Below are 23639 nucleotides of genomic sequence, written 5' to 3'. Positions count from 1 at the left end.
ACCGTTAATGAGTGACTTGATGATCGATATCGCGTCTGCCTCATCGTTTGCTGAAATCACGGTAATCCCCCTGGAAACCCCTGGCGCTATAGGCTGAGACATCCCCACGACAAAATTCAGTACGTAACCATATTTTCAGTTACACGGTTAATAGGTGTTAACCGTTGGCGGGAATGGCAACGTTAATTTCATTGCTGAACACCTCTCGCTTCCAGCCATGACAAGGCGCGTTCTTTTGAATCACTATCACCGTTAATGAGTGACTTTATGATCGATATCGCGTCTGCCTCATCGTTTGCTGAAGTAACGGTAATCCCCCTGGATACTCCAGGCACAACTGAGATATATCCCTTCTTCGCTATGGCCTTCACATGATCAGCTGCCGCGTTTGGTGATGCAGTTCACATATCGTTGGAGGGAATCCAAACCGGCGCTGATAGTTCACGATCGAACCAAGTACTTCACTTTGTCTCACGGTAAGTTTGTTCACTTCAGCGCTCCTTAATCCGCTTGTTCAAAATCCCGACTTCGAGATACAAATGAGATGGCGTAAAGCCAAGCTGCTTAACCATCCCCATGGCACCGTTAAAAATCGGCCTGGCTATTTCGTCACAATTCATACCAGGGTTAGCCTTGCGTTTAGCGGTTATTTCCTCGTTGCATCTTCTGGCGATGTTACGAAGAGCGTTACGTGCTTCAACGTCCTGCATAAACCACCTCCAGCAACGGAGCAGGTTTAGCAACGTAACCAGGGAACATGATTACATCAGGGTTTTCTGCCTGATTTCCCCAGTGATGCCAGCCGGGAACAGCGCAGCGGCTGAACAACTCAATGCGTGACACATCGCCGTATAATTGCTCCAGACGGTAACGCGCTTCTGCAGGCTTCTGGCTGTGTTCGCCGAGTGGGCTGTAGATAACCTGTTTTATACTGGCGTTCTGACGCTCAAGACCTTTCCCTCTGGTGGCAATTAGCAGATCCTCGGTATTGGCACGGGTATGATTACCTCCATTCATTCGGGTCTGTGCGTTCAACAGGTCGAGGAAGTCGTAAAAGTCCTCTACTCCACCAGCCTGAAGCGCTTTGTTGATATGCTGTTCTGCCAGTGAGTTAAACTTCACCCAGGTGAATCCCTTCATGGTCCGAACCTTAAAACCCCATGCCTCAGCAAGTTCGATCGCTTCACGGGTATGTGTACCGGTGAACCACATGGCCAGAACGGAATCTTCCGCAGCCAGCTCCCAGACAGGCAGGCGTTTTATGTCGATGAGTTTCATCGTGCCGTAATGGTTTTCCGCTGCGCCATTGCTGATGGTGTTCCCGTATTCCCACGGTGGATCGGCGTAAATCAGTGAATAGTTCATTAACGGCCTCCCGAAAATCGACCAGCCAGATAGCATCCGTCTTCGGTAACAACTGCTGGTTTAGCCAGGCCAAGGCAGCGCTGACGTTCTGCCAGTATTGCCGCTCTCTCTGATTCAATGGCTGATGCGCTGAACGCCTCCATGTAAATCGTCGCGGCACGGTGAAAAAGACCTTTCGACTCCAGGCCTTTCGCCGTTTCCATCAGGGCGCTGACTTCAGGAGTTGGTTCAAACACCTCGAAGTGGCAATCTGCTGGCGGTTCCGCGTAGTAACGGAATTGACGGCCATCACGTTTACGTGTTGCCAGTTCTGAACCATAAAGTCGGCAAACAGTGAGTTGAAGTTGGTCCTGGCTGTATTGGGTCAGACCTTCGATGATGTCTCTGGTCGTGGAGCCGGGGTTCATGGCAATAAACATCTGTACCGTTTTCAGAATGCTCATCATTACCCCCTGAATCCTTCAGGAATGCGTGTATCGCACTCGTATTTGGATTTAAACATTGGGTCCTCTCGAACCTCATGTTTGCTGGCTGACGCTGATAACTTCAGAGACAACTCATCCCATTTTTCACGCAGCTTCGAAGGACTGAGAATATTTTTGCACCAGAAGGGATCACGATTTACACGACCGTACAGCTCGCAGATCTGGCGGTGATTGCGATTATCCTGAGTGCACATCAGACGAACCTCGTTAGCCCAGGAAACCCAATTAGGTTCTTTAGGGCGAACCAGTTCACCATCAGACTCAGCGGCTTGTTCGTACAGTCGGATAATCTTTCCCCAGATCCATTCCGCGCAGGTTAAATCTTCCTGAGTTCCCCATTGACGTTTTGCTGCACTGAAAACCACCGCTGTTGGATGACGAGACAGAAAATCATTTGGATTAACCAAAGCGTCCGGTTGCGAAGCTTCCGGACAAGAAGGGGTTTTATTCTCTGTAGTACTCTCTGTTGTATTCTCTGTAGGATCATCAGTGCATTTTGACCTGATGACATCGATTCGTTTTGACCTGATGGAGCGTGTCACTTTGACTTCTTCCATCGTGTCATTTTGACCTGATGGAACAGCGCATTTTGACCTCTTCGATTCGGTCACTTTGACTTCATCTAAAAGCTCGCTTTCATAGTTGATCGTGTAGAAGTTGGTCATGTCGCGTTGGGACTTGTTCAGTTGCTCAATTTTGAGCACACCGAGTGTCTTCAGGCGGGTGAAGGTACGCTTCAGGGTTGACTCAGACCAGAACGGGAACTGCTCCAGCCACTGTTCTGTCGTGTTGTAGATCCAGCGAACACCATCACTTTCCATGCCTGATTTGGTTTCTTGCAGCCAGTAATTAATCTGCTGCAAAGCAATCGCCTCATTCAGGCCAATGCTGTATGCAAGGTCAGGATTTATTACTATTGGCCGGGATGTCATTAACAGGCTCATTCTGATCCTCTATTTCCCTGAATTTACGCTGAAACTGTTCGAGAGGACTGAAGCACTCATGCTCGTATCCGTCGCGCAGGTATATAACCCGTTGAGTTTCTGGCTCCCACCGGATAACCCTGACTGGGACGCCGTAGCTGTCTTTGAACCGTCTGTTGAGTGCTCGCATTCGACCTTCTCCGCCTGGCCGTTGAAATCACCTACAACCCAATCAGCAAACTGGTAGCAGACAGGCTCAAAGTATCCGGATACCATTACCCCATACACGAACTGCGCCGGACCTTTTCCACCCGGCATAGGTCGAGCAATAAGTTGCGACCTGCGGTACTGTGTTGTTACACTGTTCATGCGTTAGTTTCTCCACTGAATACGACACGCCACGACGCCAGGAGCTGCACACTCGCTGGCGTCACTTCTTTTGACGGCGGCTGAATAAGGCCACAATCGCGCGGATTTCTTCTTCACGCGCTGCCAGATGACGGCGGTGATGATCCAGAATCTCTTCGGCTTCATGCTTTTCAATCACTCCATCCTCAAGCGCCTTCTGGATAATCTGATCCACTTGCCCTCTTGCAGCTGCTGTACGCATTGCACGGCTAAACAAGTCAACACGGTCAAGATCATCCAGGCTTGGTACGTCCACCAGCAGTGCACCGCGACGCTTGGCAAAGTAGTCGGCAACAAATGACGTGTTGGAAATGTCCTCCATCGCTTCCAGCTCAGTTACTTCAAAGAACCGGCATCCGTTTTTCTCGTACAGGTTGTTGTTGAACTGGGTTTCTGACATGCCTAACGCGCCAGCCATAGCCTGACGGCCTCCTGGGTACGCCTTACACATTGCCTTCACTACTTCTTTCAGTGTTTGCTCTACCATCTTGTTTTTCCTTTGGTAGTTTTGTTCACGCAGTTGGACCTGTAGACTTTTCGAAAACATCAGGTCGTAATTTTTCTTTAAGTACTCCAGTCACTTTCTCTATGTGTTGAGACTGTTTAATTGGCGGTCGTTTTTCGCGGTGTAACCAGTTCCAGACTTGCTGCTGCTTTACTTCTTTCCCAGAGCTTAAAGAGAGTTTCCGAGCTAATTCAGACTGGCCACCAGCAGCATTAATGGCCTCCGTTAGGGCTAACTGCTCAGGTGTCATAGTTTTCTCCTAGGTGTGTAGATAAAAGTTGTATTCAAACTCGATTATACAACTTCAACAACTTTTATCACAACTTTTTGGTGTTGGAAAGCTAAAACATAAAGTTGTAACCTCAGATTAAAAAGGGGGAAAGTTGTGAATACACTTGCTGATCGATTAAAAATTGCCAGAGAAAAGCAGGGAATGAGCCAATCCCAACTAGCTGATAAAATTGGCTTGTCTCAGCAATCTGTAGCAAAGATTGAAAACGGGGAGACTCTCCAACCAAGAAAGATCAAAGAGATTGCAAAAGCTTTGAATGTCTCTCAAAAGTGGCTCCAACTGGGAATAGAAGAGAATGGTTCTCTGTCCGATTTCGTAGTTGAAGAGTTGGAAGAAGCTAAATTAGATCCTGAAGTATTTGCCAATATACCTGTGCTTGATATTGAGCTTTCGGCTGGCAATGGATGTGAGGCTGAAATAGTGGAATCTATAGTTGATTCATTTCCACTAAGGCGTTTAGACCTAAGAAAATCTGGTGTTAGCCCTTCAAATGCAAGAATTGTAAAAATCTGGGGTAATAGTCTTCTACCAGTTTTAAACAATGGTGATCATGTTGCTGTAGATTTATCTCAATCAAAGCCAATAAGAGACGGAGATTTATACGCAATACGAGATGGAGTTTTACTTCGTGTCAAAGTACTTATAAATCAACCTGATGGTGGTTTGATACTACGAAGCTTCAACAAAGAAGAGTACCCAGATGAAGTACTCAACTTTGATGAAAGAAGAGCAAGAATTCACGTTATAGGCCGAGTATTCTGGTCTTCAAGATCATGGTAAGGCCGCAAAGAGCATCTCTTCAGAAATGATTTGAAGTTTCGCCCCTTCATCATCTCTGTATGAGACTGCTTTTTCAATTTTCCTCCCGTGGCTTGAGAACTTCCAATCACGGGATGAAAGTGTACCTATAACCAAATAATCAATTTTCTTAGTAATGCCATTTGATATCTGACCATCACTATTTTTTATTAGGTCTTCCACATGCGACCTTTTACCAGCTAAAAATACGCCAGTTAAACAGAAAACTTTTCCTTTAATTTCTACTGAAGCTGAATGATTTAAAGGAAGCTTTGTAGATAGCCCCTCAACAACTCCACTTTCCAGATCACAACCAGTAAAGTCTACTAATGCCTTATGTAAGATTTCACTTTCTTCCGCAGTAATGACACCATCACTTAATATATCTTTCACCAAAGTGTATAGCTCTTTACCAGGATAGTTGCTTTTCAAAGCACCGTTCTGCGTTAGCCACCAGTCAAGGTATCTAACTTCGTCCTCACTCAACTTGCGATCTGATATCAATCCTTTACAAAGTCCATTTAGGAGATGCAAATCTGATTCGGTCGAAAAAAAATCCACATCTGGGATATCAAGAATTTCTCTCTGTATATCACTCAGATGCGTTTTTAGGTCGTCGCGTTCGTCATCTGTAACAATCCCATCTGATAGAATCTTAGAAACCCTTGCACTAAGACTTTTTATAACACCGTTGCGAATTGATTGGTTTGCTTCAAGTAACCAGGTGTCTAGATACAACACCTCTTCATCTCTTACATGTCCGTCTGCCAAAATCCCATCAATGATGCTGATTAAATTAGCAAAAAGTTTGTTTCGGTTTTGTGTGTAGTTAAATACGTAGAGCTTGTCTTCCATAAAGCCTCCTTTTTTTTACATCCTTACATTGCTACCACTTTCAATCAAACCACATAAAGTTGTTGACAACTCATCTATCCACAACTAGATTACACCTTAAAGTTGTTACCCAGTAAATGACTTCACAACTTTTCAGGTAGTACGGTTTATGGCATCGAGGGAATAGCAATGAGCACAAGCGCAGACGTTAAGATGATTAGACTTCCCGCTGGGATGACAGCTAAACCACTTTATGACAAGTGCCCGAAATGTGGTTGTGATTTAGAACAGTTTTACGAATCCGAAAACAATCAGGCCAATACCAAAAACATCAAGGAGCAATCCGATAAGAGAAGGTTTCCAGCCTTTATCGGTGATCGTATGAGTAGGAACTCCGTACCTGGCTGGCTTAATAATTTCGTGCATTGGATGATTCATCCACTCTGCGATGCCAAAGATTATACATCCGAGACCGATGATAAAGGTTTCTCTCAAGGGGTAATTGGGAAGCAAATTAGCTCCGTTGAGAAGGATGACGAAAGTTCCAATAACGATAAGAACCTTGTACCAGGCATCAAGAGCAAGTTTAGATAATGGATTTTCCACAATTTTTAATTTTCTTGGTTGTGTGAGAACTCCAAGAATACCACCGAGCCTGATGTGGTGAAAAGACAGGCACACAACATGAAAGCGCACTCCTTTACTTACCAGTTATGGGTGACAGGTGTGAAACAGGTGGAGTGCGCTCCCAGTTGTGGCATTAGCTCAGCTGGATAGAGCAACGGCCTTCTAAGCCGTGGGTCGCAGGTTCGAATCCTGCATGCTGCACCAGAATCACGTAGCCAGCGTGGTACCAGGAAGTAAGAAAGCTGTGTGGAGTCTTGGCGGTACCAGTACCAACCTTTGAAGTCCCTGGTACCGCCCTTTTTACTCAACTGAAAGCGCGCTCTGTCCCTTGTCATTAAGTGCCAGTTCGTTAGCGGAACGCGCTTTCAATTGAGTGGAGAAACTTACCGGCGATTGCAGTCGCCCGTTTCACTAAGTGCCTCTTCATGGGGCATTTACTGAAACGAAACCAAAACTTTTATTCGCCTTTTGGCGAGGGATTCGTGCAACCAAAATTCAGCGCCGTGCAGGGCGCATATAACACGGAGAAACTAACCATGACGACCACACAGAACGTCACTGAGTTACAACCACGTATGACCAGAGAACAACTGATCGATGCAGCCCGTAAAGCTGCCCCTCTCCTGCCACCTGCTTCCCAGTGGCTGATGAATGAACTGGCGAACCGCTACGATGTTCAGGGTGTCGCGCTGTGCGAGTCAATGGAACAGCGTAAAGCACTGGCCATAGAGAACACCGTTTTACGCGACGATGTTAATTGTTGGGCCAAAGAGTGCGACCGCATCGTTGAACGTCATACCAAATCGCCGACCAATATGCACATGCTGGAGGCGCAGAGAGAATTACGCGAGTTAACTCCAGTAACCGATCAGGTTATTCGCGATATCCAGGCCACTGGCGTGGAAAAGTACGCAAACGTCACTATTGCCATAGGGAAAGAAGAGCAAGAAGAAAGCATTGTTTACGCTGGTAATCAGGCTCTGTTATTCGCTAACCAACTTCGTGAAGGTACTGCGTAATGGCCGCTAACTCATTCAAACAGATGTCCCGTGACGGGACCATCAAGCGCACCGATACCGGGATGTTTATCAGCCTTGAACATATCCACGTGCGTGAAGGTTTCAACAAGCGTGAAGACGACGAACGCACCCGCCAGGCAGATGATGACCTGTTTAACTATCTGATGAACGGTGGCACCGTTCCTCCACTGGAGGTTATCGCACGTGATGAAGGTGGGGTGTGGGTTGTTGAAGGCCACCGCCGACGTCGATGCTACGCACGTTGTGCTGAAGCTGGGAAGCCAGTAGACCGCATTCATATCATGCCGTTTAACGGTAACGATGTGCAGCGACTGGCTCGCATCATGACCAGTAATAACCAACTCCCTCTTTCCGATATTGAACAGGCTGCTGTTATTCAGGAGCTTCATAACGCTTTCAACCAGACCACCAGCGAGATTGCAAAGCTGGTCAATAAGTCTGTAGCGACCGTTGAAAAGTTGCTCACTCTGAGTACTGCTAATTATGACGTTCAGCAGGAAGTTAAATCTGGTGCCGTATCTGTTGATGTTGCTGTTGACCGCGTTCGCGAGTTTGGCGAACAGGCTGGTGAAGTTCTCCAGCACGATAAAGCCGTAGCCGCCGCCCAGGGGAAAGCAAAGGTTACGCGCAGTTCTATCGCTCCGGAACTCAACATTAAAAGTGCTCGACGTTTCGTGGAGTTAATGGCCATGGCGACGATCAGCGATGAAGGCGTATTCACTTTGCAAGGCACGGCACTGGCTGAAGCTCTGGCGATAATCGACGAACACAAAGCCATTGCTGAAGCTCGCGAAACCTATCGCCTATCACAGCCAATTCCTACGACAGAGATTATTGGGAAAGTGCTGTATGTGAAGATGGACGGTAAGGAAATCGGCTCGGCAATAATTTACCGCGGTAAGAACGTCACGCTCGACCTAGGTGACAGAAAAATAATCGCCAGCCAGTCAAAAGCAGTGGCCCACTTCGTTAAACAACACAAACTTCAGCAGGTACATACCAATGCAAACGATCAATAACCGTATGACAGAAACTCAAATTGCTGATCTCTTCAGCCTGGCGGTTCAGTTGCAGGTTAAAGCTGAAGAATCAGATGATCGTGATACTGCCATTTTGGCCTACTCAATTCAAAATGCCTGCTCAAATTTAACGGAATTCCAGCGCGAGTTCCGGGCAGCAGACGCGACTATTCATAATCTTGAACTGAAACTCACAGACATGGCAGTACAGCTCGCTAACTCCGAGAGCAAGTGCAGGGAGCTGGCTGAGTTTAAATCGCGAGTTTATGCACAAATGGGGGCGGGGTGTGAAGCTCCAGAATTCGCCATAACCGAGGGGTTGAATAATCTACGCCGCTTCACTGACATACTCCACGCTATAGAGCACGAGTACTTCACTAAAGATGTTCCGGATGAAGAATGCGAAGGCGAAACCTCAACAGAATGTCCATTACGTTGGGGAATGACCGTAGAACAGTACGTATCTGAGTTCGGTAAATGCCTAGCAGAAGTGCAAGCAAGTGCGCGTAATGAGGGTATCAACTATGCGGCCAGTCGCCTCGCCGCCGCCTTCAATCACGGATTCCTCGACAAGCCTGTAGCAGAGGTCCTCGACGTGACCCGCATGATTCTGTCAGCGAAAGAGGATTTAGCCAATGACTCACTACCAGCGGCTGATGGCTTGTCCGGTGAGTACGCAGAGAAGGCGATCGAAGAATGGGCCGCCAAGCTAAGTGAAGGCGGTGAGGCATGAGCAACAACACCAAAAAACTGAACTATGACCCGGCTGATCCGGACAAGATGCGTCTGCCAAAGGGTGTTAGTTGCGGTAACTGCCATCACATCCCGCGCTGTAAAGCCATGTTCGGCCACACCGAAACGGATACCTATTGCGACTGGTCGCCGTCTCGCTTCATTTCCGTGAAGACTGAAGGAGCCGCCCAATGACTGCACTCAACAAATGTGCGTTACGCCAGTTAGCAGAGAAAGCTGGAGGTGAGGAATGGCAATCGCGGAAAGAACCAGGCATTGGCAGTGAATATACAGTCATTGTCAAAGGAAGCCTGAAAAAGAACCAAGGATGGTCAACTTGCCGACCTGTTGCTGAACAGGTAGTCAATAAAAAGACTATGGACTTCATCTCCGCGGCTAACCCCGCTGTTGTTCTGGCGCTGCTGGATGGGCTGGAAGCCGCAGAGAAGCGCATAGCAGAACTGGAGAGCAACGAAATTCGAGATGACGGAAACCAGTTTCTTGTTGTTCGTCACCCTGGAAAAACTCCAGTCATCAAGCACTGGTCTGGTGACCCTGAAGAGTTTCTGCGGAACCTAATTGAACAAGACCCGCTAGTAACCATCGACATCATTACGCACCGCTACTACGGGGTAGGCGGTCAATGGGTTCAGGATGCGGATGAGTACCTGCATATGATGGCCGCCGCTGGCATTGGCGTGAAGGGGGAGTGAGATGGATAAATTAATCAAACCTACCACCAAAGGTAAACATGACGGTTCATGTGATTATCTTTGCTCGGATGATGCGCGATTCATCGTTATGCGCGGCGATTATACGGAAGCGGAAATAATTCAGGCTTCTGTGTCCCAAGATGTAATCGACTCGGATGGTGCGGCTGATTTTGCAAGTAGCGCCCGCTATTACCAGTGCTGGTACAAAGTTAGCCCAATAGGTGGTCAGGATGGCTATTCAGGCTGGCATCATCCTCGTGACTCGCCGTGTCGCGGTGCATATTTCGCATCAGTTTTGCAATGGGATTAAGGAGGACTAACCCATGACAACTAACAACCACCCGGCGCACGGTCCTATATCACTGGAGCGCCTGCACCAGATAAGCGAAATACTCAGCAAAGCAGCAGCACAAAGCGACGGCGGTAATCTAGGCTACGCAATGGCTGATGCTGTGAAGGTGATTGAAGGGGCTATTGCAGCGTTTGGCGCTGAGCCTGTTGGTTATTTCTATGCAGATAAACCAGGCGATTGGTATCAAATTTCAGATGGCGACAGAGTGCCAAGCCACCGCCGTATACCGCCATACCCCAGCCCTCAGTCATCGCCGGTAGTGAAGCTACCAAATGAATTCATCAGCAGTGAGGGTATCGTTGTTCAGATAGAAAAGTTGATGGCTGTGTTAGCTGTGCATGGAATTCAGTATGAGCGCAGAGGTAACGCCTGCCGCGCCGCCATGCTTCAGGCTGGCAACTCTCCGATAATCGGCATTGACCTAGCATCTGAACCTGATCGCTCGGTCGATGTTCGCTACCTTGCGCCTCCAGGCTATGTGATGGTGCCGGTTGAGCCGACAATGGAGATGTTGGACGAGTTCGACTCAATTATTGATTACGGAGCGGAAGACTCAAAGGATGCTTGGAGCAGGCTGATTGCAGCAGCACCGCAGCAGGAGGTGAAGTGATGGACTACTCGACGTTGAACAAGCATGAACTGGCAGATATGCGCAATGCCATCGAGAGAGAGCAAAAACGCAGAGAGGCTGGGCCAAAAGTCATCACCTACCGTGTTACATCATGCATGACCGACCATCGATATTTTAAAGATCTCAAGTGCGCTTTGTTATGCCTGAAAGAGACTGTCGACATGGTGATCGAACACTCTCTGGAAGATGGTGGAGAATACGTTAACAAGTGCACTGGTATCGTTGGCGTTGTATTTCGGGCTGAGGAGGTTGCTCAGGCAGACTTCGACGCGTGGGAAAAGGAAAAGCGTTACGACGATATTTGCTTCGAGGATCGGGTGGGAGAGTTGAGCAATGGCTAACCTGCAACTGACAGTGAACGGCGAATACTTCGACCAGATGAAATCTGGCGAGAAAACGGAAGAGTATCGCCTGGTGAATCCGTACTGGGGCCGACGCATTCATGGTAAGGACTATGACAGGCTGATCATCACTCGTGGTTATCCGAAGCGCGACGACATGAGCAAGCGTATTGATATCCCGTATGACGGCTACGAAATCAAGGTGATCACGCATCCTCACTTCGGGCCGGAACCGGTTAAAGTGTTCGCTATCAAGGTGAATATTCATGCCCAGTAAACTCAAGCAGCGGCGTGTGCGTCGCCTCAAAGCGGATGTGGCATGGTGGAAATCTGAAGCTGAATACTGTAAGGCGCGAGTGTTCGAACAGGCAAACGAAATTGCTGAACTCAGAAGCATGGTGATTCGTGTACCAATGCCGGTAATGGTGCCAGTAGAGATACTTCGTCAGCTAAATGGGAAAAGTTCGAAAGAAAGTCCATTATGTCGCAATTGCAACGATGGAACCCGTCACGGTTGTTCATCGTGTGCTTACAGAATGAAGTAACCGGGTGCAGCCGGTTTAAGTGGAGAACTATGTATGAGCGGACAAATCCAACGTTTTCTTACTCCAGATGACCTCTATCAATTAACTGGTTATCGTCGCCCTTCCCTCCAGTGTAAAGCTCTGAGGGATAGTGGGGTATTTTTTATCCCACGTAAGGACGGCAGACCAGGAACAACATGGGATCATGTATCAAACCCGGTTGGCCTTAAGTTGATAGTGAGTAATCCAGAGGAAGAAGAACCAAACTTTAAGGATATGTAATGTCTAGAGCTCGCAAAAACCCCGATGATAACTGGATGCCTCCCCGCGTTCGTCGGGGAAAATCTGCTTATGAGTTTCGTACAACAGATGGTCGTACCGTCAGGTTGTGCAATCCTGATCTAACAAAATCGCAGGTATGGGCAGCTTACGAAAACTTCATAAACGATTTAAGGGTTGGTACTAACTTCAACGCACTTTGTGAAGAGTTCTTTAATTCCGGCGATTTCCACGAGTTAGCAACTGAAACACGTAAAGACTACAGAAAATACGGTTCAAAGGTAAATGTTGTCTTCGGGAAAATGAAGCCGGATAACATCAAGCCCGAGCACATCAGAAAATATATGGATAAACGAGGTGTTAAGAGCAGAGTTCAGGCAAACCGCGAGAAAGCATTTATGTCCAGGGTGTTTCGGTGGGCATACGAACGAGGAAAGGTGAATATGAATCCTTGCCAGGGCGTTAAGCAATTTAAAGAGCAGGCTCGTACCCGTTATATTAGCGACAGGGAATATGATGCACTTTATAGCGTTGCTTCTATTCCCGTAAAAGTTGCAATGGAGTTGGCATATCTATGTTGCGCCCGCCAGGGAGACATTCTTGACCTCAAAAAGAGTCAATTATTGAGCGAAGGAATTTTAATTCAGCAGAGTAAAACCGCAGTTAGCCAGATTAAGGCCTGGACAAAACGTCTGGAGGATGCCGTTAATCTTGCTGACAGCATTCCTCTCAACAGCGGGATGGTAAGTATTTTTGTCATCCACCAGCCATCAGGTCTGCGATACACACGCGATGCTTTTAATGCACAGTGGATGAAGACAAAAAAACTTGCTGCTGAGAAATATCCAGACCTAGATTTCCAGTTCACTTTCCATGATCTAAAAGCCAAAGGAATTTCGGATCTTGAAGGTACGCTGAGTGAGAAACAAGAAATTTCAGGTCATAAAAACGCCTCACAAACAGCGAGATATAATCGAAGAATTTCAGTTGTTCCGGTCGTTGGGGGGCAGTAATGCCCTCTTTTTATGGCGAAGCTGAATGGCGAAACAATGGTGAACATGAAGCACAAAATCATTGATTTTATTGATTCTTTCCCATGGTACCCGGAGTGGGACTTGAACCCACACAGCGCGAACGCCGAGGGATTTTAAATCCCTTGTGTCTACCGATTCCACCATCCGGGCTCGGGAAGAAATTGGAGGCGCGTTCCGGAGTCGAACCGGACTAGACGGATTTGCAATCCGCTACATAACCGCTTTGCTAACGCGCCGAAATCTTCTGGCTTTTCAGCCGACACCCGCTATTGCCGATGTCTTTAATTTGGAGCGGGAAACGAGACTCGAACTCGCGACCCCGACCTTGGCAAGGTCGTGCTCTACCAACTGAGCTATTCCCGCATCATCAAGTAACTTTGTTAATCACTTGATTTTGTTATCGTCTGGCAATCAGTGCTGCCGTTCGATGCGTTGCATTCTACTTACCTGACGCAATGAGTCAACGATATTTTTCACCACCGACGATCGTTTGCTGAAATTTGCGCCGAAACGATCACTGTTCAAGCAAATCTCCCCATGCAGCGCTCAAATACTGGAACATTGACCACAAAGTCAGTACCGCGGCAACGAAGAAAAGTGCGATCCCGGCATACTCTACCCAGATATTTGGACGCCACAGCAGCCACGCCAGTGCAGCCATTTGTGAAGTGGTTTTCACTTTGCCGATCCAGGACACTGCAACACTGCTGCGTTTGCCCAGCTCAGCCATCCATTCACGTAGCGCAGAGATGATAATTTCACGCGCAATCATCGTGGCGGCAGGAAGCGTCACCCACCAGCTGTGGTAGTGCTCCGTCACCAGCACCATCGCGATAGCCACCAGCACTTTATCAGCAACGGGGTCGAGGAAGGCGCCAAAACGCGTGCTTTGGTTCCAGCGACGCGCCAGATAGCCATCAAACCAGTCGGTAACCGCCGCAATACAGAAGATCAGCGCACAAACAAAGGGAGCCCAGGTGAATGGCAGATAAAACGCCAATACAAAGAATGGGATCAGGATGACGCGAAACAGCGTGAGCAACGTAGGGATATTAAATTGCATATGACGGATAACTATCTGTTGTCAGTGAAATTACCCCTATGTTGCTACAGAGGGCCTAATGTTTCAACGAGTAGAAGATCTTTTCTGCCAGAGCTTGCGAAATACCCGGCACTTTTGCAATTTCTTCAATACTTGCGTTACGAAGACCTTGCAAACCGCCCATATATTTCAACAACATCTGCCGACGCTTAGGCCCAACGCCTTCAATGGTCTCAAGCGTACTGGTACTTTTCACCTTCGCGCGTTTTTTCCGGTGTCCGCTGATCGCATGATCGTGAGATTCATCGCGGATATGCTGTATCACATGCAATGCGGGCGAATCCGGCGGCAAACTAAAGCCCTCTCCTTCCGGCTCAAAGAACAACGTTTCCAGACCCGCTTTACGGTCGGCCCCTTTCGCCACTCCCAGCAAAAGTGGGTGCTGTTTATCCCAGGGAACATCCAGCTCAGCAAAAACGGCTTTCGCCTGTCCCAACTGACCTTTACCGCCATCGATCAATATAACGTCCGGAACCTTACTTTCTTCTATCGCCTTACCGTAACGCCGACGCAGAACCTGATTCATCGCCGCATAATCGTCGCCCGGCGTAATGCCGGTGATGTTGTAACGACGATACTCTGCGCGCAGCGGGCCATTGGCATCAAAAACCACGCAGGAGGCGACCGTCTGCTCGCCCATCGTATGGCTGATGTCAAAACACTCCATACGTTTTACAGCGGGTAACTTCAGTACCGATGCCAGCGCTGTCAGACGCTGAGTAATGGTCGACTGCTGAGAAAGCCTGGTGGTTAACGCCACCGCTGCGTTGGTACGTGCCAGCTTCAGGTACCGCGCACGATCCCCGCGCGGTTTCGTCTGGACATTAATCTTCCGCCCGGCCAGTTCAGACAATGAATCCGCCAGCAGAGTTTTATCGCTAAGATTAAAATCGAGCAGGATCTCACCGGGTAAGGTACGCATCTGACTTCCCTGCAAATAAAACTGCCCGACAAAGGTTTCCACCACCTCCCCGAGTTCTGTACCACCCGGTACTTTCGGGAAATAGCTGCGACTGCCCAACACTTTACCCTGACGAATGAACAGTACGTGCACACAAGCCATGCCGGCGTCAAACGCCACGCCGATAACGTCCAGATCGTCTCCGGAATTCGAGACAAACTGTTTTTCGGTGACGCGACGTACCGCCTGAATTTGGTCACGAATACGCGCAGCCTCTTCAAATTCGAGATTTTGGCTGGCCTTTTCCATCCGGGCAATCAGTTGGGTTAATACCTGATCGTCTTTCCCGGACAAGAATAAACGGACGTACTCGACCTGCTGTGCATATTCTTCCTCACTCACCAGGCCCGCCACACAAGGACCGAGGCAACGGCCAATCTGATATTGCAGGCAGGGTCGCGAGCGATTGCGATACACGCTGTTTTCGCACTGGCGGATGGGAAAAATTTTCTGCAGCAGCGCCAGCGTTTCTCGTACGGCATAGCCGTTGGGGAACGGTCCAAAGTACTCGCCTTTGGCATGCTTAGCCCCACGATGCATCGCCAGGCGTGGGTGAGTATCGCCGCTGAGGAAAATAAAAGGATAGGATTTATCATCGCGCAGCAATACGTTATAGCGCGGCTGATACAGCTTGATGTAGTTGTGCTCAAGCAATAACGCTTCGGTTTCGGTGTGTGTCACCGTGACATCAATCTGTTGAATTTGCGCGACCAACGCTTCGGTCTTACGCGATGCGAGATTGCTACGGAAGTAACTGGAAAGCCTTTTTTTCAGGTCTTTCGCTTTCCCGACATAGATAACCGTCCCGGCGGTATCATACATACGATAAACGCCGGGCTGACTGGTTACGGTTTTCAGGAACGCTTTGGCATCAAACTGATCGGTCACTGGCTTGTTAATGTCTCCGCATTACACAGGCCATGGCGAATTGCCAGGTGAGTCAACTCGACATCGCCGTGAATGTTTAATTTACTGAACATTCGATAACGATAGCTGTTCACCGTTTTAGGACTCAGATTCAGTTGTTCTGAAATCTCATTGACCTTCTGGCCTTTGGTGATCATCAGCATAATCTGCAACTCGCGTTCAGACAAACTGGCAAACGGGGTTTCCGTTTTCTCAGGTTCAATCTGGCTGAGCGCCATCTGCTGAGCGATATCGGAGGCAATATAACGTTGCCCGGAATAAACCGAACGAATCGCACTCACAACTTCCTGGGGGGCGGCTCCCTTGCTGAGATACCCCGCGGCACCTGCCTGCATGACCTTTGCGGGTAACGGGTTCTCGGTGTGTACCGTCAGCATAATCACTTTAATATCTGCCGTTGAACGCGCAATTTTGCGGGTTGCTTCGAGACCGCCAATACCGGGCATATTCATATCCATCAGCACAACGTCCACGGAATTTGAGCGGCACCATTTCACCGCATCTTCACCGCAGCACGCTTCGCCGACAACTTTTATGCCTTTTATATCTTCCAGAATGCGTCGTATCCCTGCGCGCACCAGTTCGTGGTCATCAACAAGAAAAACGTTGATCAAAGGAATATCTCCAGAATAGGGATAACGCTACCGATAGTTAATCGGTCCTATGTTAACGGGTTTTATCTCAACTTTGAAATGTAAAAAACGTCCGACTTTCGATTTTGCTCTCGTTTTTGGAAATTAGATTGTACGACGTGTGGAAACTTGCAGGCCACATAGCCTGCTGCCACGCTTATATCTGCGTAGCTGTTTCAGAATAGTGACAAAAAATTCATATTCCTGCGCTGAATGCAAAACAGGCAGCCAAACTTGTAACAATAATTAACGAGGAAAATACTCGAAATAAACAACAAGTGGAGAAAATATATGCACTGCAACATGTTGTTTATTTTAATGTCCCTCCCCCTTTGCTTGCACAAAAAACAACCACTGATATTTTTAGCCTCGCTTATGGTATACTCCGCCGCCTTAAGATTTGACATCGCACTTTTTCATTGAAACATAACGAGGAAAATAAATGAGTACGCCTGACTTTTCCACTGCTGAGAATAACCAGGAACTGGCCAATGAAGTCACCTGTCTGAAAGCCCTGTTAACACTGATGCTGCAGGCAATGGGTCAAGCCGATGCTGGACGCGTGATTCTTAAAATGGAAAAACAGATCGCGCTGATTGAAGATCAATCACAGGCTGCGGTATTTTCCAGCACTGTTAAGCAAATTAAACAGGCCTACCGCCAGTAACAAGAAACCGGCTGACAGCATTGCTATCAGCCGGTTTTGCGTCTGACACTCAGAACGATAATTTATTCAGATAAGCCCGGTCGCAGCGGCGTAACACGCTATCTGCGTTTTGTTTGGCGCATTGAATTTCTTTTGCATATTCTTCTGGTGAAAGTTGACGGTATTTTCAGAAATCGACAGTATTATCGCTATCTCCGAAGACGTTTTCCCCTCTGCGGTCCACTTCAATATTTCTTTTTCCCGCTTGCTAAAACGCATCTCTGGCACCATGACCATGTCATCTTCCAGTCGCGTCAGCACCGACAGGCTTTCCCGCACCAGAAGCTGCATTCTGAGCTCCACTTCATCATTCGCAAAACGACTATTTTGGACACTCGCTCGCGATACCGATAAAAATCCCAACGCCCGATTCGGCAACATTAAACATTGCGTCATCCCTTTGCGTAAACCGTGATTGCGTGCGGCGTCCCACAGGGGTTGCGCATCACGAAACAAGCTATCGTCCCAGGGTAAATGCCCCTGGCTGAAGTTTTCAGGCTTCAGCACCGGATCAATGGCGAAATAATTCTCGGACTGATAATGTGCCACCCACGCTTTGGGATAGGTCGTATGAAGTGACGTTTTAGGACGGGTAAAGGGTACGGGATGACGAACACAGAGTGCGTAGAAATCGAACTCTAAATGCTGCGTCTGTTGTTGTAACTCATTATAGACATCCTCTGCCGTCGCCATTTCCTGAAAGCGTAACAGCATGCTCCGTCGCCAGGTAAAGAAATCATGATCCTGCATACTAAGTGGTAATGCCCCTGCGATTGATAATCATCCAAACATATGAAACAAGCTAACACATAAATGTATTTTATATATGCAAATTATCGGACAAATGAAAAATTACTTGAGCGTGACTCAATCGCCAGAGTAAGCAACAGAATCAAGTATTAATAATAAAGCAATATTTATAAATAGTTATGCGCACAGCACTCACCATAAAACAATGCCGGTGAGTGCTGCTTGTACTATTTACTGCATGAGGAATTTTTCGAGAAACTGACGGGTTCGCGGCTGTTGCGGATGCGTAAATAAAGATTTAGCGGGTCCCTGCTCCACTATCCGTCCTTGATCCATAAATATCGCCCGGTCAGCCACATCACGCGCAAAGCTCATTTCATGCGTCACAATCACCATGGTGCGTTTTTCCTGCGCCAACTGGCGAATGGTATTCAGCACCTCGCCAACCAGTTCAGGATCAAGCGCTGAGGTGGGTTCATCGAATAAAATAACCTCTGGTCGCATCGCCAGCGCCCGGGCAATCGCCACGCGCTGCTGCTGTCCACCGGACAGGCGGCGCGGATAGCTGGTTTCTTTTCCCGCCAGCCCGACTTTTGCCAGCAGTTCGCGCGCACGGGCTGTCGCTTCGGCTTTAGGTTCGCCTTTGACAATCACCGGACCTTCAATAATGTTTTCCAGCACCGTACGATGGGGAAACAAATTAAAGTTCTGGAACACAAAGCCTACGTGCTGGCGCAACTGGCGAATCAGTCCTTTCTGCTGAGTTAACGACCGCGCGGTATCAATGGTTATCTCACCCACTTTAATGGTGCCCGCCTCCGGTTGCTCCAGCAAATTAATGCTCCTCAGCAGCGTGGTTTTGCCCGAACCGCTCGGTCCGATAATCGCCACAACTTCACCGGGTTTGACGTCGAGATCGATCCCATGCAGCACCGTTTGCCCATGGAATTTTTTGACCAGGTTTCTGACTTCAATAGCACTCATTTCGGCTCTTTCTCCTGGCGGTTCAGTTGTTCTTCAAAATAGTTCTGCAGCGCAGAAAGCACTGTCGCCATTACCCAATAAATCAAGGAGGCCGCCAGATACATAGTGAACACTTCCAGCGTACGCGAGGTAATCAGCTGCGCCTGACGGAACAGTTCAGGAACCTGAATAGTCGCGGCCAGTGAAGTGTCCTTCACCAGGCTGATAAAGCTGTTGCTCAGCGGCGGCAGCGCAACGCGTGCCGCCTGCGGCAGGATCGCCCGGCGCATGGTCTGCCAGCGCGTCATGCCAATACTGGCCCCCGCTTCCCACTGACCTTTGTCGATGGAGGAGATTGCCGCCCGCAGCGTTTCCGCCGCGTAGGCCGCCGTATTCAGCGACAAACCAATCATCGCCGCCGGGATGGGATCCAGCTCAATACCAAACTGCGGCAGACCGTAATAGATCATGAACAATTGGGCGATCAACGGCGTTCCGCGAAAGACAGAGATATAAAAGCGCGCCAGCCAACGTACAGGTAATAGCGGCGACAGGCGCATTAGCGCTAGGATAAACCCCAGCACGAGGCCAAAGAACATCCCGCCGATACTCAGTTGCAGCGTAAAAACCGCGCCTTTAAGCAGATACGGTAGGGAATCGATCACCAGTTGGATACTTTCTTGCATTACGTTTTTCTACCTGATTGTTACACGTGAGGATGGTAGGCAAACAATGCAGGCGCCCCACCGGTATGGATAAAGAGAATTGGCCCTTCATCTTTAAAGCGCTTCTGGCTGATGCCGTCAATCAGACCCGCCATCGCCTTGCCGGTATAGACCGGATCCAACAAGATGCCTTCCAGCCGCGCCAGCAGTTTTACTGCTTCCATGCCCTCTTCGTTTGGCGTACCGTAGCCCGGCGCATAATAATCATCCCATAGCAGGATATCCGCTGAGGCCGTCAGTTCCAGTTCACGGGCAATGTCCTGCTGTAGCGTAACAACTTTGGGCTTTTGATCGGCCACGCTGCGCGAGACGGTCACGCCAATCAGCTCAACGTGTGGCATCAGCTGTTCCAGCCCAACGGCCAGTCCGGCATGCGTACCCGCGCTGCCCGACGCCACGACCACGGAAGACAGCTCTACGGCCCCTTCACATTGTTGCGCAATTTCCAGCGCACTTTCCACGTAGCCCAGCGCGCCCAGAGCATTAGAACCCCCAACCGGGATCACATACGGACGGAACCCTTGCGCTTCAATCCGCGTCGCCAGTTCCTGAAGTTGCGCATTCGGATCGCTCAGCGCATCGCACATTTCAATCTGGGTATTAAACAGATCCAGCAGCAGACGGTTGCCATTGCTGAGATAGTTTTCCGCCGTGGTGCCAATCGGGTTTTCCAGCAGCGCCACGCAGTGCAGGCCAAGTTTAGCCGCTACCGCCGCCGTCTGGCGCACATGGTTAGACTGGATAGCACCCGCGGTTATCAACGTATCGGCCCCTTCACGCAGCGCATCCGCCGCCAGAAACTCCAGCTTACGCAGTTTATTGCCGCCCATGGCCATCGGCGTAACGTCATCGCGTTTGATGAAAATATCGCGCCCAAGGTAGTCGGAGAAGCGTGGAAGATATTCGAGCGGTGTTGGCGCGCCAATAAATTCCAGACGTGGAAAGCGCGTTAAGTTATGCAGCGGCATACAGCCTCCGGTATTCGTTGTTGTGATGTTCTTTTTATTATGCACGTTCAGGCGCAATGAAATAAAAAAAGGCGCTGTTAAAGGCGCCTTTTTTCATCGGATGCCGATTATTTCGTCACATCCGCTCCAAACCATTTTTCAGACAGCGCTTTCAGCGTACCGTCTTTTTGCATTTCGGCAATGGCAGTATCAACCGCTTTCAGCAGATCTTCATTGCCTTTGCGCAGCGCCACGCCGGACTCCTGGCGGGAGAATGCTTCACCGGTGACGGCCAGCGTATCTTTGGTTTTTTTCACCAGGTCCAGCGCCGCCAGACGGTCAACCAGAATAGCGTCGATACGGCCTACGCGCAGATCCTGATATTTGGTCGGGTCATCATCATAGGTACGAATATCCACGCCCTGCACGTTCTGGCGCAGCCACTCTTCATAGTTGGTGCCCAGACCAACGCCGACTTTTTTACCTTTCAGATCGGCAGCTGTCTTAATAACACCTTCATTGCCTTTCTTCACCAGCGCCTGGATACCAGAGACTGTGTACGGGGTAGAGAAATCGTATTTTTTCTTACGTTCGTCAGAAATGGTCACCTGGTTGATAACCACGTCAATGCGTTTGGAATCAAGCGAGGCCAGCATGCCGTCCCACTTGGTCGGCTTCAACGTGGCTTTCACCCCAAGGTGCTTTGCCAGTGCTTCGGCGAACTCCACTTCGAAACCGGTCAGCTTGCCGTCATCGCCCTGAAAACTAAACGGGGGATAAGTCCCTTCCAGGCCCACCAGCAGCGTGCCGCGCTCTTTAACTTTATTTAACAGACCTTCATCTGCATAAGTCTTTACGCTCATTCCGGCGACAAGTGCAACAGCCATTACACCCATCAGAGCCTGACGTCCCAGAAGTGCTAATTTCATAGTTACCCCGAATATTGTCATTAGTGACTATCATTTATGACTACAGTGTAAAGCGTTTGCTGTGTTCCACAAACACGACTCTGTTACACCTTATTCGTTTTTAATATATATCAGAACTGGCTGTCCAGGAGGATTTCTGCATATGTCCCATATGGGTATGGGCTTTGAACTGCTCATACTTACGTAAGGCGATGCGGTAATTGTTGGTGCTGGTTTCCGGCAGCCACGGGGCAAGGTTTTCGTCGAGGAACCCTTCCTGCAGCAGGTCATGAGAGATATTTTGTTCGGTCAGGTGATTCCCGAGGCGACGCAGGCGGACAACGTATTCACGTACCGTGCCGTGGCTCATTTCGGTCTGCTCAAATAAAAATTGTTTAAATCCGATGATGTCAAAAAAGTCGCTCTGCTCTTTGCAATGCAAATCACCGCAAAAACGACACAGCGCCACCCACTCTTTTTTCTCCTGTTCCCACTCAGCTTCATCCAGCAACGTGTCCAGGCGGGCGATGGCGATTTTATTAACAATTTGCCCGCGACGAACCAGCGTGATCCTGTCGAGCAACTTCAGGCAATGGGCACAATGCGTCTGGCTGTGTTTGAAATCTTTGAGGTAGCGGCTTAGAGGCCGTCTTTTTGATTGCTGCACCGTCATGAGAACTCCTGGTAGTCAATTCGTAATGCGGCATTGTTCAGGGGTAATGATTACCCCTATAGCTTACCCAGCTTGGTGCGTAGACGTTTGATGGCCTGGCTGTGCAACTGGCTGACCCGTGATTCCCCGACTTCCAGTACCGCGCCGATCTCTTTCAGATTCAGCTCTTCCTGGTAGTACAGCGTTAACACCAGCTTTTCGCGCTCCGGCAACGCCTCTATCGCGTCCATCACGCGCTGGCGAAGGTTACCCTCCAGTAGCTGTTGTAACGGGTTTTCCTGCTGATGTTCTTCCGTCACCAGCTCAATACTATCGCCATGCTCTTCCCGCCACTCATCGTAGGAGAAGAGTTGGCTGTTATTGGTATCAAGCAACATCTGACGATACTCTTGCACAGGAATAGCCAGACGCTCCGCCACTTCGGTTTCCGTCGCGTTACGCCCTAACTCCTGCTCCAGTTGTCCCATCGCCTGTGCCACTTCGCGAGCATTGCGCCGAACGCTACGCGGCACCCAATCCCGGCTACGTAGTTCGTCCAGCATCGCTCCACGAATACGCTGCACTGCGTAAGTGGTAAATGCCGTTCCTTGCAAAGCGTCATATCGGTCAACGGCATTCAATAACCCGATGCCGCCCGCTTGTAGCAGGTCATCCAGTTCTACGCTCGCCGGCAAACGCACCTGAAGGCGCAATGCTTCGTGACGCACCAACGGTACATAACGCTGCCACAGCGAGTGTTTATCCATTACACCTTCAGCGGTATACAGTGAATTCACGATAAACAGCCCTGCGTTAAATGAGTTATCGGCATGATTATCCGTTTCTGCAGGGGTTTTAATCGGGTGAATAGTGAGTGAAATGAGGGGTTATTTGGGGGTTACGGGTAAAGCTAAATATAAAAAACCCCGCCGGAGCGGGGTTTGCGCGATAAGCGTAAATTAACGCAGCAGAGACAGAACGTTCTGCGTGGTCTGGTTAGCCTGTGCCAGAACAGAAGTACCTGCCTGTTGCAGGATCTGAGCACGAGACATGTTAGACACTTCGGTCGCGTAATCAGCATCTTCGATCCGGCTACGAGCAGAAGTCAGGTTGTTAACAGTGTTGCCCAGGTTAGTGATGGTAGAATCGAAACGGTTCTGTACCGCACCCAGGTCTGAACGCAGAGCGTCAACTTTAGCCAAAGCATTATCCAGCGCTTTCAGCGGATCCTCAGTCGCTACAGATTTGGTTTTCGCTTCAGTCGTCATCTTCCCATCAGCAGTCTGGTAAATAGTTGAACCTGTACCATTTGTTACTGCGCCATTTGCATGAGCAAAGTAGTTCACAATTTCTTTATCAGTGGTAGTAATTTTACCGTCCTGACCCACAAAGGCTGCCACTGCCGCTGGTCCAGTAGTATTGTCATTGTCGTATGTAACAACACCACCAGCTACAGTAAACTCT

The 23639-nt window shown here is 49.0% G+C and carries 33 protein-coding genes, 4 tRNA genes and 1 pseudogene; 15 read left to right on the top strand and 23 right to left on the bottom strand.

The window, feature by feature from the left end; all coding sequences use genetic code 11:
- Window positions 1–188: 188 nt before the first annotated feature.
- From FDX04_RS07960 to FDX04_RS07925, 8 genes and pseudogenes are all read right to left on the bottom strand, one after another.
- Window positions 189–475: pseudogene (locus FDX04_RS07960) on the bottom strand (LexA family transcriptional regulator).
- Between the two features lie 16 nt (window positions 476–491).
- Window positions 492–710: a hypothetical protein gene (locus tag FDX04_RS07955; protein WP_003833987.1), complete on the bottom strand. Its 219-nt coding sequence runs from the start codon at window positions 708–710 to the stop codon at window positions 492–494.
- On the bottom strand, window positions 697–1365 hold the full coding sequence (locus FDX04_RS07950) for an MT-A70 family methyltransferase (RefSeq protein ID WP_137370726.1): 669 nt from the start codon (window positions 1363–1365) through the stop codon (window positions 697–699). The genes FDX04_RS07955 and FDX04_RS07950 overlap by 14 nt, the downstream gene beginning before the upstream one ends.
- On the bottom strand, window positions 1365–1811 hold the full coding sequence (locus FDX04_RS07945; RefSeq protein WP_249935514.1) for a hypothetical protein: 447 nt from the start codon (window positions 1809–1811) through the stop codon (window positions 1365–1367). Before FDX04_RS07945 ends, FDX04_RS07950 begins: the two co-directional genes overlap by 1 nt.
- Window positions 1811–2794, bottom strand: coding sequence for a hypothetical protein (locus FDX04_RS07940; RefSeq protein ID WP_137370725.1), 984 nt, complete (start codon window positions 2792–2794; stop codon window positions 1811–1813). Before FDX04_RS07940 ends, FDX04_RS07945 begins: the two co-directional genes overlap by 1 nt.
- Window positions 2751–2963 carry a DUF4222 domain-containing protein gene (locus FDX04_RS07935; RefSeq protein WP_061549227.1) on the bottom strand — a complete coding sequence of 71 codons (213 nt, stop codon included), beginning with the start codon at window positions 2961–2963 and terminating at the stop codon, window positions 2751–2753. The genes FDX04_RS07940 and FDX04_RS07935 overlap by 44 nt, the downstream gene beginning before the upstream one ends.
- A 240-nt stretch (window positions 2964–3203) precedes the next feature.
- Window positions 3204–3668, bottom strand: a complete 465-nt coding sequence (locus FDX04_RS07930; RefSeq protein ID WP_137370724.1) for a YmfL family putative regulatory protein — start codon at window positions 3666–3668, stop codon at window positions 3204–3206.
- 25 nt (window positions 3669–3693) lie between these two features.
- Window positions 3694–3936 carry a YdaS family helix-turn-helix protein gene (locus FDX04_RS07925; RefSeq protein WP_116359837.1) on the bottom strand — a complete coding sequence of 81 codons (243 nt, stop codon included), beginning with the start codon at window positions 3934–3936 and terminating at the stop codon, window positions 3694–3696.
- Window positions 3937–4071: 135 nt separating this feature from the next.
- Here FDX04_RS07925 and FDX04_RS07920 point away from each other — a divergent pair, with 135 nt between their 5' ends.
- The gene (locus tag FDX04_RS07920) at window positions 4072–4758 is read left to right on the top strand and encodes a helix-turn-helix transcriptional regulator (RefSeq protein ID WP_137370723.1); all 687 of its coding nucleotides are present in this window, start codon (window positions 4072–4074) and stop codon (window positions 4756–4758) included.
- Here the strand turns inward: FDX04_RS07920 and FDX04_RS07915 are convergent.
- Entirely contained in the window at window positions 4750–5631 is an 882-nt protein-coding gene (locus FDX04_RS07915) for a BRCT domain-containing protein (RefSeq protein ID WP_137370722.1), read from the bottom strand. The two genes, FDX04_RS07920 and FDX04_RS07915, sit on opposite strands and share 9 nt — an antisense overlap.
- Before the next feature lie 168 nt (window positions 5632–5799).
- Here FDX04_RS07915 and FDX04_RS07910 point away from each other — a divergent pair, with 168 nt between their 5' ends.
- The 13 genes from FDX04_RS07910 to FDX04_RS07845 all read left to right on the top strand — a co-directional run bounded on the left by FDX04_RS07910 (window position 5800) and on the right by FDX04_RS07845 (window position 12881).
- Window positions 5800–6204, top strand: a complete 405-nt coding sequence (locus FDX04_RS07910) for a hypothetical protein (protein WP_137370721.1) — start codon at window positions 5800–5802, stop codon at window positions 6202–6204.
- A gap of 160 nt (window positions 6205–6364) precedes the next feature.
- A tRNA-Arg gene (locus FDX04_RS07905) sits at window positions 6365–6441 on the top strand.
- Between the two features lie 332 nt (window positions 6442–6773).
- The gene (locus FDX04_RS07900; RefSeq protein ID WP_238696142.1) at window positions 6774–7256 is read left to right on the top strand and encodes a hypothetical protein; all 483 of its coding nucleotides are present in this window, start codon (window positions 6774–6776) and stop codon (window positions 7254–7256) included.
- The gene (locus FDX04_RS07895; protein ID WP_137370720.1) at window positions 7256–8296 is read left to right on the top strand and encodes a chromosome partitioning protein ParB; all 1041 of its coding nucleotides are present in this window, start codon (window positions 7256–7258) and stop codon (window positions 8294–8296) included. Before FDX04_RS07900 ends, FDX04_RS07895 begins: the two co-directional genes overlap by 1 nt.
- The gene (locus FDX04_RS24430) at window positions 8280–9029 is read left to right on the top strand and encodes a hypothetical protein (protein WP_137370719.1); all 750 of its coding nucleotides are present in this window, start codon (window positions 8280–8282) and stop codon (window positions 9027–9029) included. The genes FDX04_RS07895 and FDX04_RS24430 overlap by 17 nt, the downstream gene beginning before the upstream one ends.
- Window positions 9026–9223, top strand: a complete 198-nt coding sequence (locus FDX04_RS07885) for a hypothetical protein (RefSeq protein ID WP_071692368.1) — start codon at window positions 9026–9028, stop codon at window positions 9221–9223. The genes FDX04_RS24430 and FDX04_RS07885 overlap by 4 nt, the downstream gene beginning before the upstream one ends.
- Complete coding sequence (locus FDX04_RS07880) at window positions 9220–9741, top strand: ead/Ea22-like family protein (protein WP_137370718.1); 522 nt, start codon at window positions 9220–9222, stop codon at window positions 9739–9741. Before FDX04_RS07885 ends, FDX04_RS07880 begins: the two co-directional genes overlap by 4 nt.
- 1 nt (window position 9742) lies before the next feature.
- Entirely contained in the window at window positions 9743–10051 is a 309-nt protein-coding gene (locus FDX04_RS07875; RefSeq protein ID WP_057520408.1) for a hypothetical protein, read from the top strand.
- A 13-nt stretch (window positions 10052–10064) separates the two neighbouring features.
- Window positions 10065–10703, top strand: coding sequence for a hypothetical protein (locus FDX04_RS07870; protein WP_137370717.1), 639 nt, complete (start codon window positions 10065–10067; stop codon window positions 10701–10703).
- The gene (locus tag FDX04_RS07865; protein WP_069891445.1) at window positions 10703–11065 is read left to right on the top strand and encodes a DUF5448 family protein; all 363 of its coding nucleotides are present in this window, start codon (window positions 10703–10705) and stop codon (window positions 11063–11065) included. The genes FDX04_RS07870 and FDX04_RS07865 overlap by 1 nt, the downstream gene beginning before the upstream one ends.
- Window positions 11058–11342, top strand: coding sequence for an ASCH domain-containing protein (locus tag FDX04_RS07860; RefSeq protein WP_137370716.1), 285 nt, complete (start codon window positions 11058–11060; stop codon window positions 11340–11342). Before FDX04_RS07865 ends, FDX04_RS07860 begins: the two co-directional genes overlap by 8 nt.
- Window positions 11343–11643: 301 nt before the next feature.
- The gene (locus FDX04_RS07850; RefSeq protein ID WP_065944714.1) at window positions 11644–11871 is read left to right on the top strand and encodes a DUF4224 domain-containing protein; all 228 of its coding nucleotides are present in this window, start codon (window positions 11644–11646) and stop codon (window positions 11869–11871) included.
- Complete coding sequence (locus tag FDX04_RS07845) at window positions 11871–12881, top strand: tyrosine-type recombinase/integrase (RefSeq protein ID WP_137370715.1); 1011 nt, start codon at window positions 11871–11873, stop codon at window positions 12879–12881. The genes FDX04_RS07850 and FDX04_RS07845 overlap by 1 nt, the downstream gene beginning before the upstream one ends.
- 84 nt (window positions 12882–12965) lie before the next feature.
- Here the strand turns inward: FDX04_RS07845 and FDX04_RS07840 are convergent.
- The 6 genes from FDX04_RS07840 to uvrY form a co-directional block, all read right to left on the bottom strand.
- Window positions 12966–13052 (bottom strand) — tRNA-Leu (locus tag FDX04_RS07840).
- Window positions 13053–13064: 12 nt separating this feature from the next.
- Window positions 13065–13138, bottom strand: a tRNA-Cys gene (locus FDX04_RS07835).
- A gap of 51 nt (window positions 13139–13189) precedes the next feature.
- A tRNA-Gly gene (locus FDX04_RS07830) sits at window positions 13190–13265 on the bottom strand.
- A 151-nt stretch (window positions 13266–13416) separates the two neighbouring features.
- Complete coding sequence (gene pgsA, locus FDX04_RS07825) at window positions 13417–13965, bottom strand: CDP-diacylglycerol--glycerol-3-phosphate 3-phosphatidyltransferase (RefSeq protein ID WP_038641531.1); 549 nt, start codon at window positions 13963–13965, stop codon at window positions 13417–13419.
- Window positions 13966–14020: 55 nt separating this feature from the next.
- Window positions 14021–15853 carry an excinuclease ABC subunit UvrC gene (gene uvrC, locus FDX04_RS07820; RefSeq protein WP_042307718.1) on the bottom strand — a complete coding sequence of 611 codons (1833 nt, stop codon included), beginning with the start codon at window positions 15851–15853 and terminating at the stop codon, window positions 14021–14023.
- Entirely contained in the window at window positions 15850–16506 is a 657-nt protein-coding gene (uvrY, locus tag FDX04_RS07815; RefSeq protein ID WP_006684079.1) for a UvrY/SirA/GacA family response regulator transcription factor, read from the bottom strand. The genes uvrC and uvrY overlap by 4 nt, the downstream gene beginning before the upstream one ends.
- Window positions 16507–16966: 460 nt before the next feature.
- On the opposite strand from uvrY, the gene FDX04_RS07810 reads away from it, so the two are divergent.
- On the top strand, window positions 16967–17191 hold the full coding sequence (locus FDX04_RS07810; RefSeq protein WP_006684077.1) for a DUF2594 family protein: 225 nt from the start codon (window positions 16967–16969) through the stop codon (window positions 17189–17191).
- Window positions 17192–17257: 66 nt separating this feature from the next.
- Here the strand turns inward: FDX04_RS07810 and sdiA are convergent, their stop codons facing one another.
- From sdiA to FDX04_RS07770, 8 genes are all read right to left on the bottom strand, one after another.
- A complete protein-coding gene (gene sdiA / locus FDX04_RS07805; protein ID WP_038641538.1) occupies window positions 17258–17980 on the bottom strand; it encodes a transcriptional regulator SdiA in 723 nt (240 codons plus the stop codon).
- 231 nt (window positions 17981–18211) lie between these two features.
- Window positions 18212–18964 (bottom strand): L-cystine ABC transporter ATP-binding protein TcyN, encoded by a 753-nt coding sequence (gene tcyN / locus FDX04_RS07800; RefSeq protein ID WP_003030477.1) that lies wholly within the window; start codon window positions 18962–18964, stop codon window positions 18212–18214.
- Window positions 18961–19629 (bottom strand): cystine ABC transporter permease, encoded by a 669-nt coding sequence (gene tcyL / locus FDX04_RS07795; protein ID WP_006684074.1) that lies wholly within the window; start codon window positions 19627–19629, stop codon window positions 18961–18963. Before tcyL ends, tcyN begins: the two co-directional genes overlap by 4 nt.
- Window positions 19630–19649: 20 nt before the next feature.
- Window positions 19650–20636: a D-cysteine desulfhydrase gene (gene dcyD / locus FDX04_RS07790; RefSeq protein ID WP_042307711.1), complete on the bottom strand. Its 987-nt coding sequence runs from the start codon at window positions 20634–20636 to the stop codon at window positions 19650–19652.
- A 107-nt stretch (window positions 20637–20743) separates the two neighbouring features.
- Window positions 20744–21544 carry a cystine ABC transporter substrate-binding protein gene (gene tcyJ / locus FDX04_RS07785; protein ID WP_137370714.1) on the bottom strand — a complete coding sequence of 267 codons (801 nt, stop codon included), beginning with the start codon at window positions 21542–21544 and terminating at the stop codon, window positions 20744–20746.
- A gap of 100 nt (window positions 21545–21644) precedes the next feature.
- A complete protein-coding gene (fliZ, locus tag FDX04_RS07780) occupies window positions 21645–22196 on the bottom strand; it encodes a flagella biosynthesis regulatory protein FliZ (protein ID WP_006684071.1) in 552 nt (183 codons plus the stop codon).
- A 56-nt stretch (window positions 22197–22252) separates the two neighbouring features.
- The gene (fliA, locus tag FDX04_RS07775) at window positions 22253–22972 is read right to left on the bottom strand and encodes an RNA polymerase sigma factor FliA (RefSeq protein ID WP_016153479.1); all 720 of its coding nucleotides are present in this window, start codon (window positions 22970–22972) and stop codon (window positions 22253–22255) included.
- A gap of 162 nt (window positions 22973–23134) precedes the next feature.
- Window positions 23135–23639 (bottom strand): flagellin (locus tag FDX04_RS07770; RefSeq protein ID WP_256372418.1); only part of this gene is annotated, 505 nt, incomplete at its 5' end.

It is taken from the genome of Citrobacter sp. wls615 (assembly GCF_005281355.1).
In the GTDB taxonomy this organism is placed as follows: domain Bacteria; phylum Pseudomonadota; class Gammaproteobacteria; order Enterobacterales; family Enterobacteriaceae; genus Citrobacter; species Citrobacter werkmanii.
The sequence above is the reverse complement of the archived record's forward strand: the minus strand, read 5'-3'. Positions and strand labels throughout refer to the sequence as shown.

Bases quoted from the DNA above. Each gene is read 5' to 3' on its own strand.
- fliZ (WP_006684071.1), bottom strand. From the start codon at position 22,196: ATGACGGTGCAGCAATCAAAAAGACGGCCTCTAAGCCGCTACCTCAAA.
- FDX04_RS07925 (WP_116359837.1), bottom strand. From the start codon at position 3,936: ATGACACCTGAGCAGTTAGCCCTAACGGAGGCCATTAATGCTGCTGGT.
- FDX04_RS07870 (WP_137370717.1), top strand. From the start codon at position 10,065: ATGACAACTAACAACCACCCGGCGCACGGTCCTATATCACTGGAGCGC.
- FDX04_RS07955 (WP_003833987.1), bottom strand. From the start codon at position 710: ATGCAGGACGTTGAAGCACGTAACGCTCTTCGTAACATCGCCAGAAGA.
- FDX04_RS24430 (WP_137370719.1), top strand. From the start codon at position 8,280: ATGCAAACGATCAATAACCGTATGACAGAAACTCAAATTGCTGATCTC.
- FDX04_RS07900 (WP_238696142.1), top strand. From the start codon at position 6,774: ATGACGACCACACAGAACGTCACTGAGTTACAACCACGTATGACCAGA.
- FDX04_RS07935 (WP_061549227.1), bottom strand. From the start codon at position 2,963: ATGCGAGCACTCAACAGACGGTTCAAAGACAGCTACGGCGTCCCAGTC.
- tcyJ (WP_137370714.1), bottom strand. From the start codon at position 21,544: ATGAAATTAGCACTTCTGGGACGTCAGGCTCTGATGGGTGTAATGGCT.
- FDX04_RS07845 (WP_137370715.1), top strand. From the start codon at position 11,871: ATGTCTAGAGCTCGCAAAAACCCCGATGATAACTGGATGCCTCCCCGC.
- FDX04_RS07880 (WP_137370718.1), top strand. From the start codon at position 9,220: ATGACTGCACTCAACAAATGTGCGTTACGCCAGTTAGCAGAGAAAGCT.
- FDX04_RS07895 (WP_137370720.1), top strand. From the start codon at position 7,256: ATGGCCGCTAACTCATTCAAACAGATGTCCCGTGACGGGACCATCAAG.
- tcyL (WP_006684074.1), bottom strand. From the start codon at position 19,629: ATGCAAGAAAGTATCCAACTGGTGATCGATTCCCTACCGTATCTGCTT.
- sdiA (WP_038641538.1), bottom strand. From the start codon at position 17,980: ATGCAGGATCATGATTTCTTTACCTGGCGACGGAGCATGCTGTTACGC.
- FDX04_RS07875 (WP_057520408.1), top strand. From the start codon at position 9,743: ATGGATAAATTAATCAAACCTACCACCAAAGGTAAACATGACGGTTCA.
- FDX04_RS07850 (WP_065944714.1), top strand. From the start codon at position 11,644: ATGAGCGGACAAATCCAACGTTTTCTTACTCCAGATGACCTCTATCAA.
- dcyD (WP_042307711.1), bottom strand. From the start codon at position 20,636: ATGCCGCTGCATAACTTAACGCGCTTTCCACGTCTGGAATTTATTGGC.
- pgsA (WP_038641531.1), bottom strand. From the start codon at position 13,965: ATGCAATTTAATATCCCTACGTTGCTCACGCTGTTTCGCGTCATCCTG.
- FDX04_RS07910 (WP_137370721.1), top strand. From the start codon at position 5,800: ATGAGCACAAGCGCAGACGTTAAGATGATTAGACTTCCCGCTGGGATG.
- FDX04_RS07865 (WP_069891445.1), top strand. From the start codon at position 10,703: ATGGACTACTCGACGTTGAACAAGCATGAACTGGCAGATATGCGCAAT.
- FDX04_RS07860 (WP_137370716.1), top strand. From the start codon at position 11,058: ATGGCTAACCTGCAACTGACAGTGAACGGCGAATACTTCGACCAGATG.
- FDX04_RS07940 (WP_137370725.1), bottom strand. From the start codon at position 2,794: ATGAGCCTGTTAATGACATCCCGGCCAATAGTAATAAATCCTGACCTT.
- FDX04_RS07810 (WP_006684077.1), top strand. From the start codon at position 16,967: ATGAGTACGCCTGACTTTTCCACTGCTGAGAATAACCAGGAACTGGCC.
- FDX04_RS07945 (WP_249935514.1), bottom strand. From the start codon at position 1,811: ATGATGAGCATTCTGAAAACGGTACAGATGTTTATTGCCATGAACCCC.
- FDX04_RS07950 (WP_137370726.1), bottom strand. From the start codon at position 1,365: ATGAACTATTCACTGATTTACGCCGATCCACCGTGGGAATACGGGAAC.
- tcyN (WP_003030477.1), bottom strand. From the start codon at position 18,964: ATGAGTGCTATTGAAGTCAGAAACCTGGTCAAAAAATTCCATGGGCAA.
- FDX04_RS07915 (WP_137370722.1), bottom strand. From the start codon at position 5,631: ATGGAAGACAAGCTCTACGTATTTAACTACACACAAAACCGAAACAAA.
- FDX04_RS07885 (WP_071692368.1), top strand. From the start codon at position 9,026: ATGAGCAACAACACCAAAAAACTGAACTATGACCCGGCTGATCCGGAC.
- FDX04_RS07930 (WP_137370724.1), bottom strand. From the start codon at position 3,668: ATGGTAGAGCAAACACTGAAAGAAGTAGTGAAGGCAATGTGTAAGGCG.